The 17,826-nt window shown below is 59.4% G+C and carries 16 protein-coding genes; 4 read left to right on the plus strand and 12 right to left on the minus strand.

Annotated elements, in window-relative coordinates:
- Positions 1 to 2: 2 nt before the first annotated feature.
- The 9 genes from K5K95_RS09960 to K5K95_RS10000 form a co-directional block, all read right to left on the minus strand.
- Positions 3 to 812, minus strand: coding sequence for a MetQ/NlpA family ABC transporter substrate-binding protein (locus tag K5K95_RS09960; protein WP_222589308.1), 810 nt, complete (start codon positions 810 to 812; stop codon positions 3 to 5).
- Positions 813 to 941: 129 nt separating this feature from the next.
- Positions 942 to 2,300 (minus strand): LLM class flavin-dependent oxidoreductase, encoded by a 1,359-nt coding sequence (locus tag K5K95_RS09965; protein WP_222590318.1) that lies wholly within the window; start codon positions 2,298 to 2,300, stop codon positions 942 to 944.
- The gene (locus K5K95_RS09970) at positions 2,297 to 3,490 is read right to left on the minus strand and encodes an SfnB family sulfur acquisition oxidoreductase (RefSeq protein ID WP_222589309.1); all 1,194 of its coding nucleotides are present in this window, start codon (positions 3,488 to 3,490) and stop codon (positions 2,297 to 2,299) included. The genes K5K95_RS09965 and K5K95_RS09970 overlap by 4 nt, the downstream gene beginning before the upstream one ends.
- Before the next feature lie 38 nt (positions 3,491 to 3,528).
- On the minus strand, positions 3,529 to 4,770 hold the full coding sequence (locus K5K95_RS09975; RefSeq protein WP_222589310.1) for an SfnB family sulfur acquisition oxidoreductase: 1,242 nt from the start codon (positions 4,768 to 4,770) through the stop codon (positions 3,529 to 3,531).
- 376 nt (positions 4,771 to 5,146) lie between these two features.
- The gene (locus K5K95_RS09980) at positions 5,147 to 5,911 is read right to left on the minus strand and encodes a hypothetical protein (protein WP_222589311.1); all 765 of its coding nucleotides are present in this window, start codon (positions 5,909 to 5,911) and stop codon (positions 5,147 to 5,149) included.
- Positions 5,912 to 6,399: 488 nt separating this feature from the next.
- A complete protein-coding gene (gene tcyN, locus K5K95_RS09985) occupies positions 6,400 to 7,155 on the minus strand; it encodes an L-cystine ABC transporter ATP-binding protein TcyN (RefSeq protein WP_222589312.1) in 756 nt (251 codons plus the stop codon).
- Positions 7,156 to 7,159: 4 nt separating this feature from the next.
- Complete coding sequence (gene tcyL, locus K5K95_RS09990; RefSeq protein ID WP_222589313.1) at positions 7,160 to 7,825, minus strand: cystine ABC transporter permease; 666 nt, start codon at positions 7,823 to 7,825, stop codon at positions 7,160 to 7,162.
- Positions 7,825 to 8,625 (minus strand): cystine ABC transporter substrate-binding protein, encoded by an 801-nt coding sequence (tcyJ, locus tag K5K95_RS09995; protein ID WP_222589314.1) that lies wholly within the window; start codon positions 8,623 to 8,625, stop codon positions 7,825 to 7,827. Before tcyJ ends, tcyL begins: the two co-directional genes overlap by 1 nt.
- A 298-nt stretch (positions 8,626 to 8,923) precedes the next feature.
- The gene (locus K5K95_RS10000; RefSeq protein WP_222589315.1) at positions 8,924 to 9,916 is read right to left on the minus strand and encodes a D-cysteine desulfhydrase; all 993 of its coding nucleotides are present in this window, start codon (positions 9,914 to 9,916) and stop codon (positions 8,924 to 8,926) included.
- 190 nt (positions 9,917 to 10,106) lie between these two features.
- Between K5K95_RS10000 and epsC the strand changes: the two genes are divergently transcribed.
- Positions 10,107 to 11,033 carry a serine O-acetyltransferase EpsC gene (gene epsC / locus K5K95_RS10005; protein ID WP_222589316.1) on the plus strand — a complete coding sequence of 309 codons (927 nt, stop codon included), beginning with the start codon at positions 10,107 to 10,109 and terminating at the stop codon, positions 11,031 to 11,033.
- Between the two features lie 403 nt (positions 11,034 to 11,436).
- Entirely contained in the window at positions 11,437 to 13,392 is a 1,956-nt protein-coding gene (gene betT, locus K5K95_RS10010) for a choline transporter BetT (protein WP_222590319.1), read from the plus strand.
- Positions 13,393 to 13,409: 17 nt separating this feature from the next.
- On the opposite strand, the gene K5K95_RS10015 is transcribed toward betT, so the two are convergent.
- Both K5K95_RS10015 and K5K95_RS10020 read right to left on the minus strand, forming a co-directional pair.
- Entirely contained in the window at positions 13,410 to 13,670 is a 261-nt protein-coding gene (locus K5K95_RS10015) for a hypothetical protein (RefSeq protein WP_222589317.1), read from the minus strand.
- 151 nt (positions 13,671 to 13,821) lie between these two features.
- Complete coding sequence (locus K5K95_RS10020; RefSeq protein WP_222589318.1) at positions 13,822 to 14,556, minus strand: SDR family oxidoreductase; 735 nt, start codon at positions 14,554 to 14,556, stop codon at positions 13,822 to 13,824.
- 127 nt (positions 14,557 to 14,683) lie between these two features.
- Between K5K95_RS10020 and K5K95_RS10025 the strand changes: the two genes are divergently transcribed.
- Together K5K95_RS10025 and mgrA are read left to right on the plus strand one after the other, a co-directional pair.
- A complete protein-coding gene (locus K5K95_RS10025; protein WP_222589319.1) occupies positions 14,684 to 15,574 on the plus strand; it encodes a LysR family transcriptional regulator in 891 nt (296 codons plus the stop codon).
- A gap of 238 nt (positions 15,575 to 15,812) precedes the next feature.
- On the plus strand, positions 15,813 to 16,850 hold the full coding sequence (mgrA, locus tag K5K95_RS10030) for an L-glyceraldehyde 3-phosphate reductase (protein WP_222589320.1): 1,038 nt from the start codon (positions 15,813 to 15,815) through the stop codon (positions 16,848 to 16,850).
- A gap of 125 nt (positions 16,851 to 16,975) precedes the next feature.
- On the opposite strand, the gene tauD is transcribed toward mgrA, so the two are convergent.
- Positions 16,976 to 17,818, minus strand: coding sequence for a taurine dioxygenase (tauD, locus tag K5K95_RS10035; RefSeq protein ID WP_222589321.1), 843 nt, complete (start codon positions 17,816 to 17,818; stop codon positions 16,976 to 16,978).
- Between the last annotated feature and the right edge of the window lie 8 nt (positions 17,819 to 17,826).

Raw genomic sequence — 17,826 nt, forward strand, 5'->3', positions numbered from 1 at the left:
CCTCAGCTTTCCCAGCCGGCTTGGTAGAGCTTGCCGTGGGCCTTGTCCAGAGCTGCACGAACGGCCGGCGAGTGCTGGTAGATATCAACGAACTTGATCAGGCGCGGATCGTTTTTGCTCTTTGGCTGGATCACGAACTGAATCACGTATTCCTTGTGATCGAGGCCGTCGAACAGCAGGGCAGAGCTGGCGTCGAAGGTCTTCGACAGACGAATGTAGGCCGGGTAGCCCTGGACCAGGTCGGCGTCGTCATAGGCGCGCACCAGTTGCACGGCTTCAACCTGAAGGATTTTGATTTTCTTCGGGTTGGCAATGATGTCTTCTTCGGTGGCTTTGTAGCCGACTCCCGGTTTGAGGGTGATCAGGCCCGCCTTGGCCAAGAGTTGCAGGCCGCGCCCGCTGTTGATCGGGTCGTTGGCGATGGCGACGCTGGCGCCCTCTGGCAGTTCGTCGAAGCTTTTGTATTTCTTCGAGTAGAGGCCGACGTTGTTGATGATCCCGGGGGCGAATGGCACCAGATCAAAACCGGCGGCGGCTTTGGCGTTTTCCAGGAACGGGACGTGCTGGAAATAGTTCACGTCGATGTCGCCGGCCGCGAGGCTGACGTTGGGGGCGATCCAGTCGCTGAACTCCACCAGGTCGACTTGCAGGCCTTGTTTCTTGGCTTCTTCGACGGCGGCTTCCAGCGGGATGGCGAAAGCGGCGGTGGTGCCGACTTTCAGCGCCGCGTCGGCGGCGAAGGTGACGGAGCTGAAGAGGCCGAGGGCCAGGGCCAGTGCTTTGACTGGGTGAGAGAGGCGGGTCTTTTTCATGATTGATTCTCCAGTCAGTGCATAGTTGTGTGGTGTTTGGTCGGACCTCATCGCGAGCAAGCTCGCTCCCACAGGGTGAAGTGTGAACACCCGAGATCCAATGTGGGAGCGAGCTTGCTCGCGATGCTTTTAGCGTCGAAACGCTGATCCAGTATGTTGCTCAGGCAAATGCGCCTCTGCATGAAACAGCTTTTCCCGCAGGCTGCCCGTGTCATAAGCCGTCTTGTACGACCCTCGGCACTGCAGCTCCGGAATCACCAGCTCAATGAAATCCACATAGCTTTCCGGCGTGACAATCCGTGTCAGGTTGAAGCCATCGAGCCCGGTTTCAGCTATCCACGATTCCAGTTCATCAGCCACTTGCTCAGGCGAACCGACTACCGTGATGTAGCGGCCACCAAGGGCGTGTTGTTCGAGCAATTTGCGCCGGGTCCAGTCGTTGTTTTGCAGGTTTTTGGTGGCCGACTGGATCGCGTTGCTCTTCACGTACTGGATCGGTTCATCGATCTCGTACTCGGAAAAATCGATTCCGGTCGACGCCGAGAAATGCGCGACGCCGGCCTCGGCGCTGGCGTAGCTCAGGTACTCGGCGTGCTTGGCCCAGGCCAGCTCTTCAGTGGCGCCGACAATCACGTTCAATCCCATGAACACCTTGATGTCCTCGGGATTGCGCCCAGCCCCGACGGCGCTGGCGCGAACCTTGTCCACCTGAATCTTGGTCGATGGTTTGTTCTGGCCGCTGATGAACACGCATTCGGCATGACGCCCGGCGAACAGCAAACCGCGATCCGAACTGCCGGCCTGGAACAGCACCGGCGTGCGTTGCGGTGACGGTTCGCAGAGGTGATAACCCTCGACCTGGTAGAACTCACCCTTGTGCTCGACCTTGTGCACTTTCTCGGGTTGGGCGTAGATCCGTTGCCGCGGGTCATTGAGCACCGCGCCGTTTTCCCAGCTGCCCTCCCAGAGTTTGTAGAGCACCTCCAGGTATTCATCGGCCTGGTCGTAACGCCGGTCGTGCTCGACTTGTTCACTCAGGCCCATGGCCTTGGCGGCGCTGTCGAGGTAGCCGGTGACGATGTTCCAGCCGACCCGACCACGGCTTAAATGATCGAGCGTCGACATGCGCCGGGCGAACAGATACGGCGGTTCGTAGGTCAGGTTGGCGGTCAGGCCGAACCCCAGGTTTTTGGTGACCGCGGCCATCGCGGAAACGAGCAGCAGTGGATCGTTGACCGGCAGCTGGATCGACTCTTTGAGCGGCACATCCACCGAGTTCTGGTAGACGTCGTAAACGCCGACGATGTCGGCGATAAACAAACCGTCGAACAGCCCGCGCTCCAGCAGCTGTGCCAGTTCGGTCCAGTATTCAATCGTCTTGTATTGAGTGGAGGTGTCCCGGGGATGCGTCCACAGGCCATGGTTGATGTGCCCGATGCAGTTCATGTTGAACGCGTTGAGCAGGATCTTCTTTTTCGCGACCATCAGATGGTCCCTCGCAACGGAGGGTTTTCATCGTTGAGGTAGTAATTGCCGACGGCGTGATACTTCCAGCGCACAGGATCGTGCAGCGTGTGTACCCGTGCGTTGCGCCAGTGGCGATCCAGGCCGTGTTCGATCAGCGTCGCCTGGCTGCCGGCCAGTTCAAACAGCGTGCTGCCGGCGGCGAGGGAGATTTCAGTGCTCAGGGCGCGAGCTTCCGCGACGGCAATCGAGGCGGCAGCGACCGTCTCGGCGTTGGTCTCGGCCTGAGCCTTGTCGAGGAATTCGCCGGAGCGTTCCAGCAAGGCTTCAGCGGCGTGCAGGCGAATGCTCAAGTGACCGAAGCTCTTGAGGGTCAGCGGATCGTCGGTGGCTTTTTCGTGTGTGGCGTCAATCCAGGGCCGGGTTTTGGTGCGCACGAAATGCAGCGCATCTTCATAAGCGGCGCGGGCGATACCGGTGTCGATGGCGGCGTGAAGAATCTGCGCCAACGGGCCGACCGGGGTTGGACGCTCGAAGGCGGTTTGAAACGGGATCACGTCTTCGGCGGCGACGTAGACGTCTTCGAACACCACCGAACCGCTGCCGGTGGTGCGCTGGCCAAAACCGCTCCAGTCGTCGATGACCGTCAGGCCTTTGCTGTCGCGAGGCACGAACGCCAGTTGCTGCACGCCGTTTTCATCCACCACCGAGGTGGGGATGCGCTGAGCGTAAATCGCGCCGGTGGCGTAGAACTTGCGGCCGTTGATGCGGTAGCCGTTACTGTCGCGGGTCAGACGGGTGACGCGGTCATGGGCGGTTTTGGTGCCCAGTTCCGCCAAGGCATTGCCGAAGCGTTGCCCGGCGAGCACTTCAGCGTACAAACGTTTTTTCTGCTCTTCGCTGCCGTTCACTCGCAGCACTTCGAGGGCGTAAAAATGGTTTTGTGGGATCTGGCCGAGGGAGCCGTCTGCCTGGGCGATCAGCGCAATCACCTTGGCCAGGGTGACGTTGGAAACGCCAGCGCCGCCGTATTCTTTTGGCACGCTGATGCCCCAGAGACCCGAACGGGAAAACACCTCCAGTTCCGGGTGCGGCAATCGGCGTTCGCGGTCGCGCAGGGCGCTGTCACGCTTGAAGTCTTCGGCCAGGTCAGTGGCGACAATCAGGGCTTGCTCATCGCTGGTTATGACCGCGACGTGGTGAGAAAGAGTCATGTGTTTCTCCAGAGATCTGGTCAAAAGTGTTGTGGTCGTTAGATCCAGGAATGGCGAGCGGGCAAAGTACCGTTCAAGTGATAGGTGCCGACCGCGTGATATTTCCAGCGAACGGGGTCGTGCAGGGTGTGCACGCGGGCGTTGCGCCAGTGACGGTCGAGGTTGAATTCGGCGAGGGTGGCGCGGCTGCCCGCTAGCTCGAAGAGCTTTTCGCTGGCCAGCAGCGAGATCTCGGTGGTCAGCACTTTGGCCTCGGCCACGGCAATCGAGGCGCGAGCCGCGGATTCGGCGGTGAGTGGTGCTGCGTTGACCTGATCGAGCACTTGCCCGGCCTTGCGCAGCAGCGCTTCGGCGGCGTGCAGTTCGATTTTCAGTTTGCCGATATCAGCGATCACATACAGGTCATCGCTGGCCCGTTCGACATTGGCGTCGATCCACGGCCGGGCGCGGGTTTTCACGAACTCGATGGCGTCGTCGATGGCGCCACGAGCGATGCCGGCGTCGATGGCTGCTTGGATCAGCTGTGACACGGCACCTTGAATGTTTGGTTGATCGTTGATCTTCCAGTTATCCACCACCAGCTCGGCATCGACGCGTACGTTGTTGAGCAGAATCGTGCCGCTGGCGGTGGTGCGCTGACCGAAGCCCGACCAATCATCAACGATGCGCAATCCCGGCGTGCCGCGACGGACGAAGGCCAGCACTTGCTTGCCGTCGTCGTTCAGCGCCTTGACCGCCACCCAGTGGGCGAACAGGGCACCGGTGGAGTAAAACTTCTGGCCGTTGATGACAAAACCATCACCGTCAGCGGTGATGCGTGCCTTGAGTTCAAGGGTGTTCTTGGTGCCCCGTTCCGGCCCGGCATTGCCGATGCGCCAGCCTTCGAGCACGCTTTTGAACAGCTGTTTTTTCTGCGCCTCGGTGGCACTGCCGAGCACCAGGTTGAGAATGCCGAACTGGTTCTGCGGGATCTGTCCCAGCGCCGGGTCGGCCGCGGAAATGATCGCGAAGACCTCCGCCAGGGTGACGAATGAAACCTGCGGGCCACCGTACTCGCGCGGGATGGCGATGCTGCCTAATCCGCTGCGGGTGAACTGTTCGATTTCCGACCACGGCAACTTGCGCTGGCGGTCACGTTTGGCGGCTTGCAGGCGGGCGACTTGCGCCAGCTCATGGGCGGCCTTGATGGCTTGTGCGTCGTTGCGCAAAACCTGCGCGGGCAACAACAACGGGGCGATGTCCAGATCACTCTGAACGATTGCATCTGCCAGACTGGACATCAGTGCCGCTCCTTGGCTGCACGCAATGCCCTGGCGATCTGCACTGGGGTGATTGTGTTCCGGACCATACCTACCTCACATCTCATGGGGTCGCCGCTCTCTGTGCGGCGAACGAAAAACAAGAATGTCCGGTGGTCCGGTGTATATACCCTAAGCGTGTATAAAAATTAAATAAACTAACTTTTTGGAATATGAATAGAAGAGGGCCTGTTCGTAGCGCAACACTTGTTTATGGAGCAACACTTGCTCTTGCAGCCGCTGGAAAAAGCACTGCGGGAGCGAGTCTGAATGCGATAGCGTCGTTTCAGACGACTCCGTCGTTGTCTGATATTCAGCTATCGCGAGCAGGCTCGCTCCCACAGGGGAAACGGAGGATTTACTTCTTGCCGGTCTCTGCGGCCATGAGTATTTCCTTGGGCCGAACCTTCAAATAAGGATTGGCGCAACCAATCCTCAGCCTGCGCGGCGGCGCCCAACCGGAGTTGTTGCCGACCCGATCGAGGATGCAATACGTCACTTCCAGACGCAGGTCTTCGCCGGCTTCGAGAATGATCGCCGGCGGTACCCAGACCTGAATGGGCTGGCCCACATCGCCCGCCTTGATCCGTGGCAAATCCATGCGCGCATCGCCCCAGCGCAGGGTGATTTCGTCGTCGGTGGCCATGTTCAGGTAGGGCTCGATGGTCAGTGGAACGCCGCGCTTGATCTGGTTCGGATTGACCCCCTGGCGGCGAATGGTTTCGGGAAGGCCCACTGGCGCCAGATGTTCGTTTTCGTGACCGCACGGAGTGAGCGTTTGACCGCCCGGGCAATCGAGCTTGATCTCTACTTGAGCGGCAAGCGACACCGCCGGCCCTTGGCCGACTTGCATGACGCGGTAGTGGATGCGCGAGGCGCCGTTGGCGATAAAGCTCTGCGGTACACGCAGACTGATGGCTTTGCCGACATCCTCGGCAGTCAGCACACGGGAGGCCACGTAGCAGCGGTCCCAGAACAGTTCGATCAGGTCGCCGTCGTCCATGCCGGGGTAGGGCGCCACGTCGACCAGCAGATAGGCGGCCGAGGTGACATTGATGCCGGCCTTGTGTGATTGCGCCAGGGTAGGGGCCGCAAGTCCGGATGTATTCGAGGTGCTTGTCATGGGTTTCTCCTTGAAGCCTTGCAGCGAAGTTCCGTTTCTGAAAGATCAAAAGGCGAGCATTACCCAGCAACAAAACAGCTCATTATTTTCAAGTTAAATAATGATTGAGTGCAAAGGTTGGCGCCTGCTGGCAACTAGATAAGAGTGCGCTTGAAGAGGTGTCAATAGAACTTGCTAGTTAAGTTGTTGATTAACTGTTATTCAGAAATTTCCTACGTATTGAAGTTAATAAGCTGTACCGCCCTGTCGAACATGCCTTGTATTTATGGGGCTTGTCGCGCTTCTGATCACCAACGGTCACCCTTTGAATTGCGTTGATTCTGGCGGATTTTAGGCGAAGTGATTTTGTTGCAGGACATATATATGTACCGCACAAAGCGTTGAATGGTTATCTAAAGTGCCAGTGGGGGAGTATGCAAGAGGGAAGTTGATGGTGGGGATAGTTGTCACTTCCATCCATGGAAGTTAACAAGTAGTGAAGCGGTGATTCAAGAGTGCGCGTTATTCAGAAACTTGCTGAGGAACTGCTTCGTGCGCTCTTCTTTCGGGTTGGCAAACAGCGCCTTGGCTTCGCCTTGCTCGACGATCACACCTTTGTCGAAAAACACCACACGGTTCGCCACGTCCCGGGCAAAGCCCATTTCGTGGGTGACAATGACCATGGTGCGTTTCTCTTCGGCCAGACTGCGAATGGTCGACAGCACTTCCCCTACCAGCTCGGGATCGAGCGCAGAAGTGGGTTCGTCAAACAGAATCACTTCCGGTTCCATCGCCAGTGCGCGGGCAATCGCCACACGCTGTTGCTGGCCACCGGAAAGGCGACGCGGGTAAGCGTCTTCCTTGCCCGCCAGACCCACCCGGGCCAGGAGCTTTTTACCCAGGGCAACGGCTTCGGCGTGCGGGATCTTCTTCACGATGATCGGGCCTTCGATGACGTTTTCCAGGGCGGTGCGATGCGGGAACAGGTTGAAGTTCTGGAACACGAAGCCCACATGCTGACGCAAGCGTCGCACCAGGCTCTGCTGCTGGTTCAGTGGACGGCTGCCATCGATCTCGATGTCACCGACCTTGATCCGGCCGCTGGTGGGTTCTTCCAGAAAATTCAGGCAGCGCAGGAAGGTGGTTTTGCCCGAGCCGCTAGGCCCGATGATCGCTACCACCTCGCCTTCCTTCACCTGCAAATCGATGCCGTTAAGCACGACTTGACCCTTGAACTGCTTTGTCAGTTTTTCCACGACAATCATGGGGTCAGGACTCCTGGTCGTGCCGATTGACCCGCTCTTCCAGCTTGTTCTGCAGGTGCGAGAGCACCGTGGCCAGAACCCAGTAGATCAGCGCGGCGGCAAGATACATGGTGAAAATTTCAAAGGTGCGCGCGGTAATCAGCTGCGCCTGACGGAACAGCTCCGGCACCTGGATCGTGGCGGCCAGCGCGGTGTCCTTGACCAGCGAAATGAAGCTGTTGCCCAACGGCGGCAGGGCCGTGCGCATCGCTTGCGGCAGGATGGCCCGGCGCAGTGTCTGCGCACGGGTCATGCCGATACTCGCGGCAGCTTCCCACTGGCCACGTTCGATGGAGCTGATCGCGGCACGCAGGATTTCACAGGCGTAGGCGGCCATGTTCAGCGAGAAGCCGATCAGGGCCGCTGGCAATGGATCGAGTTCGATGCCCAATTGCGGCAAGCCGTAATAGATCACGAACAGCTGCACCAGCAACGGCGTGCCGCGAAAGAACGACACGTAGATGCGGGCCAGCCAACTCACCAGTTTGAAGCGCGACAGGCGCATCAACGCCAGGCCAAACCCCATCAGCAGGCCGAAAAACATGCCCCCAAGGCTCAAGATGACCGTGTAGTACGCGCCCTTCAGCAAGAAGGGCGCGGAGTCCAGCGCAAGTTGGAAAGCTTCTTCCATTATTTGGTGACGTCAGCGCTGAAGTATTTTTCCGAAAGCTTTTTCAGCGTGCCATCGGCGCGCAGCTTGTCGATGGCTTTGTTCACCGCTGCCAGCAGCTCAGGCTCGCCTTTGCGCAGGGCAATGCCGGCTTCCTGACGGGAGAACGCTTCGCCTGCGGCGGTAGTGTCCTTGGCCTTCTTGGCGTATTCCAGCGCGGCGAGACGGTCGATCAGAATGGCGTCGGTGCGGCCGTTACGCAGGTCTGCGAACTTGCTTGGGTCATCTTCATAGGTGCGCACGTCAGCGGTCGGCACGTTGGCTTTCACCCACTGTTCGTAGTTGGTGCCCAGGCCCACGCCGACTTTCTTGCCAGCCAGATCGGCAGCAGTCTTGATGTTCAGCTCCGCAGCCTTCTTGGTCAGCACCAGCGCTTGAATACCGGAAACGGTGTAGGGCTCGGAGAAGTCATACTTCTTCTTGCGCTCTTCGGTGATGGTCACCTGGTTGACCACTGCGTCCAGACGCTTGGATTCCAGCGCCGCGAGGATGCCGTCCCATTTGGTCGGTTGCAGTTTGACCTTCACGCCCAACTCTTTGGCCAGGGCTTCGGAGAACTCGACTTCGAAACCGGTCAGTTTGCCGTCGGCGTCAACGAAGCTGAAGGGAGGGTAAGTGCCTTCCAGACCGACGTTGATCACGCCTGCGTCCTTGATTTTTTGCAGCTGCTCACCGGCAACCGCTTGACCCAGCAGGCCAGCGCTCAGTGCCAGGCCCAGCGAACCGACCAGCAGATTTCGACGTAGTGCGGAAAAATTCATGACAAGCCCCTGTGTTTTCTTATGAAGACGCTTTTAGGAATGTTGGCAAAATCGGGATTTGGACGACTGCAATATCCTGCCCTAAAGCAGCGTATGCGTCTCGCTGCAAATTCGCCTGCGGCGTGACTATATGATGGCGCTTTTAGATAGGAAAATAATAAATATCATTTTTGTTATTCTTTTTAGAACTAAGCGATCGTTCCCACGCTCCTGTGTGGGAATGCAGCCCGTGACGCTCCGCGTCACTGGACGCGGAGCGTCCCCAGAGGCATTCCCACGCAGAGCGTGGGAACGATCACTACAGAAAATCCTTATAGGCAAACAACGCCGGCGCCCCACCGGTGTGCAAGAAGATGATCGGGCCTTCGTTGAAGCGTTGACGACCGATACCGTCAAGCAACCCGGCCATGGCCTTGCCGGTATACACCGGGTCCAGCAACAGACCTTCCTGACTTGCCAACAGTTTCACCGCTGACAACGTCCCGGCATTCGGTTCGCCGTAGCGCGGGCCGAAATACTCGTCCCACAATTCGATTTTGAAACTGGCCGGCAGGCTCACACCCAAAAGCTCAGCCGTGCGTTCGGCCAGTCCTTGGACTTTCGGCCGCTGATCCTCATCGCTCCGGGAAACCGTGACACCAATCACTGGCAAATCCGGCAGTGCTTCACTCAACGCCAGCGCCAGGCCACTGTGTGTGCCGGCGCTGCCTGAAGCCAGCACCACGGCAGCGAATGACAGGCCGGTGTCCTTGATCTGTTCGGCCAGTTCCAGCCCGGCGCGCACATAACCCAAGGCGCCCAACGCATTGGAGCCACCAATCGGCACCAGGTACGGCTTCTTGCCGTTGTTGCGCAGACGGTCGGCCAGGGCCTGCAATTGCTCGTCGGCGTTGTCGAGGTTTTCCACCAGCTCGACCTTGGTATCGAACAGGTCCAGCAACAGCCGATTGCCGTTGCCGACATAGTTGGCGTCGTCGGTGCCCAACGGGTTTTCCAGCAGCGCTACACACCCCAGGCCGAGCTTGGCGGCAATGGCGGCGGTCTGGCGTACGTGGTTGGACTGCAGCGCGCCAGCGGTGATCAAGGTGTCGGCGCCCTGGGCCAGGGCATCGGCCGCCAGGTATTCGAGTTTGCGCAGCTTGTTGCCGCCCATTGCCAGCGGCGTCAGGTCGTCGCGTTTGACGTACACGTCGCGGCCCAGCCAGGTCGAGAGGCGTTCGAGTTTTTCCAGAGGGGTCGGGTGGCCGAGCAAATCGAGGCGGTCAAAACGGTCGAGCTGTTGTTTGATCATGGTTCCATACTGGCGGAGAAAGGTTTCAGGACTATAGGCACGCCCCCAAGCGTGGGCAACTGCCAATCACTTATATCCAAAAGTGCTGACCACAGCATAATCGGTTCTTAATTCGGCTTCCGGACCTTGCCGTAAAGTAATCGCCGTCAGCGCGGCCAGACAGTCCGGCCGCCCATGAGGAGTTTCAACCGTGAGCGAGCGTTCCAGCCATTGGCAATTGCAGACCATCGTCAGCCAACTGCGCACAGCGCGCGACCAGTGGCGCGCACAAAACGGCCGCGCCAGCGGCGAGCAGGGCGGTCGCGAATTGCCTTCCCGAGCGGCCATGGCGGAAATTCTCGAAGCATTGTGCGGCGCGCTATTCCCGATGCGTCTTGGTCCGGTGGATTTGCGTGAGGAGAGTGAAGATTTCTACGTCGGGCACACGCTGGACGTCGCATTGAATGCGTTGCTGGCCCAGGCCCGGCTCGAACTGCGTTACGCGGCGCGCCACAGTGCCCAGGCCGACACTGAGGTCGAGGCCAGGACCATTCAGATCATTCAGGACTTTGCCCTCGCGCTTCCAGGCCTGCGCAGTCTGTTGGACACCGACGTGCTGGCGGCCTATCACGGCGACCCCGCGGCTCGCAGCGTCGATGAAGTGTTGCTGTGCTACCCGGGGATTCTGGCGGTGATTCACCATCGCCTGGCCCACCATTTGTACCGCGCGGGGCTGCCGTTGCTGGCGCGGATCAGTGCAGAAATCGCGCACTCGGCCACGGGCATCGACATTCACCCGGGCGCGCAGATCGGCCGCAGCTTCTTCATCGATCACGGGACGGGCGTGGTAATCGGCGAGACCGCGATCATTGGTGAGCGGGTGCGGATTTATCAGGCCGTGACGTTGGGCGCCAAGCGTTTCCCGTCGGATGAAGACGGGCAGTTGCAGAAGGGCCACCCGCGGCATCCGATTGTCGAAGATGACGTGGTGATCTATGCCGGCGCGACAATTCTGGGGCGCATCACCATCGGCAAGGGCTCGACCATTGGCGGCAACGTCTGGCTGACCCGCAGCGTACCGCCGGGGTGCAACCTGACGCAGGCGAATCTGCAGCATGATGATGGGACACAGAAGTAAGCCTTTCACCCGACTGTACTGATCGTTCCCACGCTCCCGCGTGGGAACGCCTCAAGGGACGCTCCGCGTTCCAGGGCCGCCGCCGATGCTGTGTCTGGCACCGATGTGACGCAGAGCGTCACGGGCTGCATTCCCACGCAGAGCGTGGGAACGATCGCGATAACCCTGCCTCAAACCCCTCCTTGAACTAGCGTACAAAACGTACCGCCGAGCCTTGCGATTAGTCCTTAGCACCCTATTTATGTTTAACTTGAACGCTCATTCAAGTTAAACCGCCGGTTTGCTGCCCGCTCACAACAGGAGGCTTGCTTTTGCCGAGTCCGTTATTGATTGCCCTGATTCACCCCCTTGAGGTGCACCTTTCATGAGTGCATCGCCCACCCCCGCCAGCGGCCAGGTCCGCATGAATCCGCCGGTATTTTACTTCGCGGCAACGTTCATCCTGCTATTTGGCATCGTCGTTATCGCCATGCCTGAACAGGCCGGCGCCTGGCTTCTGCAAGCGCAAAACTGGGCGGCCAATACGGTCGGCTGGTATTACATGCTCGCGATGACGCTGTATCTGGTCTTCGTGGTGGTCACCGCCTTGTCCGGCTACGGCAAGATCAAGCTCGGTGCCGACCACGACGAGCCCGAGTTCAGCTACCTGTCCTGGGCCGGCATGCTGTTCGCCGCCGGGATCAGCATCACGCTGTTCTTCTTTTGTGTGTCCGAACCGCTGACGCACCTGGCGCAACCGCCGCAAGGTGAGGCCGGTACGGCGGATGCGGCGCGTCAGGCGATGCAGATTCTGTTTCTGCACTGGGGCCTGCATGGCTGGGGCGTGTTCGCCTTCGTTGGCATGGCGCTGGCCTATTTCGCCTACCGTCACAACTTGCCGCTGGCCCTGCGTTCTGCGCTCTATCCCCTGATCGGCAAACGTATCAATGGCCCCATCGGTTATGCGGTGGACGGCTTCGGCATCATCGCCACGGTATTCGGTCTCGGCGCCGACATGGGCTTTGGCGTGTTGCACCTCAACTCAGGGCTCGACTACCTGTTCGGTATCGCTCACACCCAGTGGATTCAGGTTGGCTTGATCACGCTGATGATGGGCGCGGCGATCATCGTCGCGGTCTCCGGCGTCGACAAAGGCGTGCGGGTGATGTCCGACATCAACATGCTGCTGGCCTGCGCACTGCTGCTGTTCGTGTTGTTTGCCGGCCCGACTCAGCACCTGCTCAACACGTTGATCCAGAATATCGGCGACTACCTCGGCGCGTTGCCGATGAAGAGTTTCGATCTTTACGCCTACGACAAACCGAGTGACTGGCTCGGCGGCTGGACGGTGTTTTATTGGGCTTGGTGGATTGCGTGGTCGCCGTTCGTGGGCCTGTTCATCGCACGGATTTCCCGTGGCCGCACCATCCGCGAATTCGTCTTTGGCGTGCTGTTGATTCCGCTTGGTTTCACCCTGGCGTGGATGTCGATCTTCGGCAACAGCGCTATCGACCAGGTCCTCAACCACGGCATGAGCGCGCTTGGTATGTCGGCTATCGACAACCCGTCGATGACGCTTTACCTGCTGCTGGAAACCTACCCGTGGAGCAAAACCGTGATCGCGGTCACGGTGTTCATCAGCTTCGTGTTCTTCGTCACCTCCGCCGACTCCGGCACCGTGGTGCTGTCGACGCTGTCCGCCAAAGGCGGAAATCCTGACGAAGACGGGCCGAAATGGCTGCGAGTGTTCTGGGGCGCGATGACTGCGCTGGTGACCAGCGCGCTGCTGTTTTCCGGCAGCATCGATGCGCTGAAGTCAGCGGTGGTGCTGACGTCGTTGCCGTTCTCGTTGATTTTGCTGCTGATGATGTGGGGGCTGCACAAGGCGTTTTACCTGGAATCGCAGAAGCAGATCGCGCAACTGCATTCCCTGGCGCCGGTGTCCGGCTCGCGACGTGGCGGCTGGCGTCAGCGCTTGACTCAGGCGGTGCATTTCCCGTCTCGCGATGAGGTCTATCGCTTCCTCGATACGACGGTACGTCCGGCCATTGAAGAAGTCTCGGCGGTGTTCGTCGAGAAGGGTTTGAACGTGGTCACCCAACCGGATGCGGCCAACGACAACGTCAGCCTGGAAATCGGTCATGGTGAGGAACATCCGTTTATCTATCAGGCGCAGATGCGTGGTTACTTCACACCATCATTTGCCCGTGCCGGCATGGGCTCCAAGGAGCTCAACAACCGTCGTTATTACCGGGCTGAAGTGCATTTGAGCGAGGGCAGTCAGGATTACGATCTGGTGGGCTACACCAAGGACCAGATCATCAACGACATCCTTGACCAGTACGAACGGCATTTGCAGTTCTTGCACTTGGTGCGTTGATCGAGTGCCGGTGGCACTCACGCTTCAGTGCTGAGCACCATGAACAGCACCAGCGCCGCCACCGGTACACCGAACACGGCGCTGCCGACCACCAGTTCCGTGCTCAACGGTTGGCCGGTATGAACCATGCCGACTGCGCCGTTGATCAGCGTCAGCGCCAGCCACAGCGCCACAAAGCTGTAGGCCAGGGTCTGGCGGCTGAAGCCGATTTTCTCGCCGATGAACAGCATCAGCGCCAGCAGAATCAGGCCGAAGGTGATGATGATCGTGGTGTGCATGGGGGTGTCCTCCTGAGTAACTGATCGTTCCCACGCTCTGCGTGGGAATGCAGCCCGTGACGCTCCGCGTCACTGGACGCAGAGCGTCCCTTGAGGCATTCCCACGCAGAGCGTGGGAACGATCAAGACTGCGGTCTCAAGTTGAGCATAGTTAAACCAACCCGCCATTCACCCGCAGAATCTGCCCGTTGACCCAAGCCGAGTCAGGGCCGACCAGGAAGGACACAACCCGAGCAATGTCTTCCGGCTGACCCAGACGCTCCAGCGGCGGCATCTTGGCGAAGGTCTGAATCTGTTCTTCACTCTTGCCGTGCAAAAACAACTCGGTAGCGACCGGACCCGGTGCCACGGCGTTAACCGTGATGTTGCGTCCGCGCATTTCCTTGGCGAACACCTGGGTCAGCGATTCCACCGCTGCTTTGCTGGCGATGTACACCGCGTACCCTGGCAGGTTCATGCCGACCGTGCTGCTGGAAAAGTTGACGATCCGCCCACCGCTGTTCAACCGCGTCGCCGCTTCACGCAGGGTATTGAAGGTGCCCCGAGCGTGGATGTTGAAGGTCTGGTCGAACAGTTCATCGGTGTGCTGCGCCAACGGCATCATTTTGAGAATGCCGGCGTTGTTGATCAGCACGTCGACCTTGCCCAGTTGTGTTTCGGTCTCGTCGAACATCCGGCGCACGTCATCGGCATTGGCCACGTCAGCCTTGATCGCTATGGCTTGATGGCCTGCCTGACGCAACTCCACCACCAGCTTGGAGGCTTCTGTGGCGCTGCTTGCATAGTTGATGACGACGGCGAAACCTTCGCTGGCCAGTTGTCTGGCGATCACAGCGCCGATGCCGCGGGAGGCGCCGGTCACGATGGCAACTTTCTGAGTAGTCATGGCGTTGATTCCTGATGGGGGAGAGTTGGTGTGAAGCCAGATTCACATGTTTACTCAGGCCGATAAATGCCCGAGAGTTGCCTTGACTGTTCAATAACCGCCAACAATCGCGCGCCAGGAGCCAAACGTGGATCAAGTCAAAGCGATGAAGGTTTTTGTGCGGATCTATGAGCGCAGCAGCTTCACCCTGGCGGCTGATGACCTGAACCTGCCACGGGCGACCCTGACCCACACGCTGAATCAATTTGAAGCCTGGCTCGGCACTCGGTTGCTGGAGCGTAGTACGCGCAAGGTGCGCCCGACGCTTGATGGAGAGGCGTACTACCTGCGTTGCGTGCAATTGCTGGCGGAGCTGGAAGAGGCCGAGTTGGCGTTTCGTGGCTGCGCCCCCAAAGGCCGGTTGCGTGTCGACCTGCACGGCACGCTGGCCAGGCATTTCGTGATTCCGGCATTACCGCAGTTCATGGCGCGTTACCCGGACATTGAACTGTCCATCAGCGAGACTGACCGTTTCGTCGACCTGATCGCTGAAGGCGTCGACTGTGTGTTGCGCGCCGGCACGCTGAGTGATTCGGCACTGATCGGAAAACGCATCGCCAACCTGCGTCAAATCACCTGCGCCAGCCCCGCCTATCTGCGCCAATACGGCGAACCGAAATGCCTCGACGACCTGAAGCATCACCGCGCCGTGAACTACGTCTCGCGCACCACCGCCAAGCAGTTTCCGTTTGAATTCATGGTCGACGGCCACCTGAAAGAAGTCGCCATTGAAGGTGCGCTTTCAGTGTTCGGCGCGGAAATTTACGCCGCATCGGCGATTGCCGGGCTCGGCTTGATCCAGTGCCCGCATTACCGAATGGAGAGGCAGATTGCCCAAGGGCTGGTGCAGGAAATCCTCACCGACACACCGCCACCGACGATGCCGATTTCAGTGCTGTACCCCCACAACCGACACATGTCGCCACGTGTTCGGGTGTTTGTGGATTGGTTGGGGGAGGTGTTTGCGGGGGCTGTTTGACCTTGCTCGCGGCTCTTATCGTTGATCGTTCCCACGCTCTGCGTGGGAATGCAGCCCGGGACGCTCCGCGTCCCATCCAGCGAGGAGCATGGGAACGATCTGCTGACGGCAAAGATGAAATCTGTGAAACGTTTCAGCATTTTCTCGAGTCCGAGGTTTATCGGCGTTTGTCTGGGCGTATGCTGGGCAACTCGCGAAGCAGTCGATACCAATTTCAAGACAGACAAGAGAGGATTCGATGACTTATACCGCTGCCGAAAACCGCTATGACTCCATCCCGTACCGCCGCGTAGGCCGCAGCGGTCTGGTGCTGCCGGCGCTGTCGCTGGGCTTGTGGCACAACTTCGGTGACAGCACGCCGATCGACACTCAGCGCTCGCTGTTGCGCACGGCGTTCGATCTGGGCATCAACCATTTCGACCTGGCCAACAACTACGGTCCTCCGTACGGCAGCGCCGAGATCAATTTTGGTCGTTTGCTGCGTGAGGATTTCAAGCAGTATCGCGACGAGTTGATCATCTCCAGCAAGGCCGGTTGGGACATGTGGCCCGGTCCTTACGGGCAGGGCGGCGGTTCACGCAAATACGTGCTGGCCAGCCTGGATCAGAGCCTGCAGCGCTTGGGCGTGGATTATGTGGATATTTTCTATTCGCACCGTTTCGACCCGGACACCCCGCTGGAAGAAACCGCCAGCGCACTGGCGACTGCGGTGCAGCAGGGCAAGGCGCTGTATATCGGTATCTCGTCGTATTCCGGGGTGAAAACCCGTGAGATGGCGGCGCTGTTGAAAGAGTGGAAAGTGCCGTTGCTGATTCACCAGCCGGCGTACAACCTGCTCAATCGCTGGGTTGAAAAGGATCTGCTGGACGTCACCGACGAACTGGGCGCTGGTGTGATTGCTTTCACGCCATTGGCGCAGGGGCTGTTGACCGACAAGTACCTCAACGGTATTCCGAAGGATGCGCGGGTCAATCGTCCGGGCGGTGGTTCGCTGCAGGAATCTCATCTGTCCGAAGCCAACATCGCCCATGTTCGCGGGCTCAATGAAATCGCCAAGCGTCGCGGCCAGAGCCTGGCGCAACTGGCGTTGGCGTGGACCCTGCGCGATCCGCGCGTGACCTCGGCGCTGATCGGTGCGAGCCGGCCGGAGCAGATTATCGAAAACGTCGGGGCGTTGAAGAATTTGAGCTTCAGCGCAGAGGAGCTGGCGGAGATTGACCGGTTTGCCCAAGAGGGCGGGATCAATCTTTGGGAGAAGCCTTCGACGGCTGAGTAACACCCTAACTGATCGTTCCCACGCTCCGCGTGGGAATGCCTCCCGTGACGCTCCGCGTCACAGTGGACGCGGAGCGTCCATCGCTGCATTCCCACGCAGAGCGTGGGAACGATCTGGTGATCGGCTCACCGGAAAAACGGCGCATCCCCCAGCACCGTCGCCCGCTGCATCACCCGCCGTGCCGGCCGGTAATCATCCACGGCGTAATGCTGTGTCACGCGGTTATCCCAGAACGCGATGTCGTCTTTCTGCCAGCGCCAGCGAACGGTGAATTCTGGTCGTGTGGTGTGGGCAAACAAAAACTTCAGAATCGCCTCGCTTTCGGTCTCAGACAGTTCGTTGATCTTCGATGTGAAGCCTTCGTTGACGAACAAAGACCGGCGTCCGCTCACCGGGTGCGTGCGAATCACCGGGTGCGACAGTGGCGGATTCTTGTGGCGTGCTTCTTCCCATTGCGCCAAGGCCTCAGGCGTATTGCCATAACGCTCCAGTGGGAACGAGCGGGTGAAATCGTGGGTCGCGGTCAGGCCTTCGAGCAAGCGCTTCATCGGCGCCGACAACGCTTCATAAGCCGCAATCCCGCTGGCCCACAATGTGTCGCCACCAAACTCCGGCAGCAGCTTGGCGCTGAGCACCGCGCCCATGGCCGGGGTGGGCAGGAAGGTCACGTCGGTGTGCCAGATCGCGTTGTCGCGCACATCGGTGACGGCGGTGTCGAGGATCAGCACTTCGGGCTGTTCCGGCACGTTGGGGTAGATCGGGTGAATGTGCAGGTCGCCGAAATAGGCAGCGAATCGCGCCTGTTGCTGCGGCGTGATCGGCTGGTCACGGAAGAACAGCACTTGATGCTTGAGCAGGGCCTGCTCGATGGCGTCGCGCTGCTCCAGGTTCAGTGGCTGGCTGACGTCGACGCCACTGATTTGCGCGCCGAGAGCCGTGCTGAGGGGGACGATGTTCAGGTTATTCATGGTGTTTC

Origin of the sequence: Pseudomonas sp. DR48, from assembly GCF_019823085.1 — a bacterium.
In the GTDB taxonomy this organism is placed as follows: domain Bacteria; phylum Pseudomonadota; class Gammaproteobacteria; order Pseudomonadales; family Pseudomonadaceae; genus Aquipseudomonas.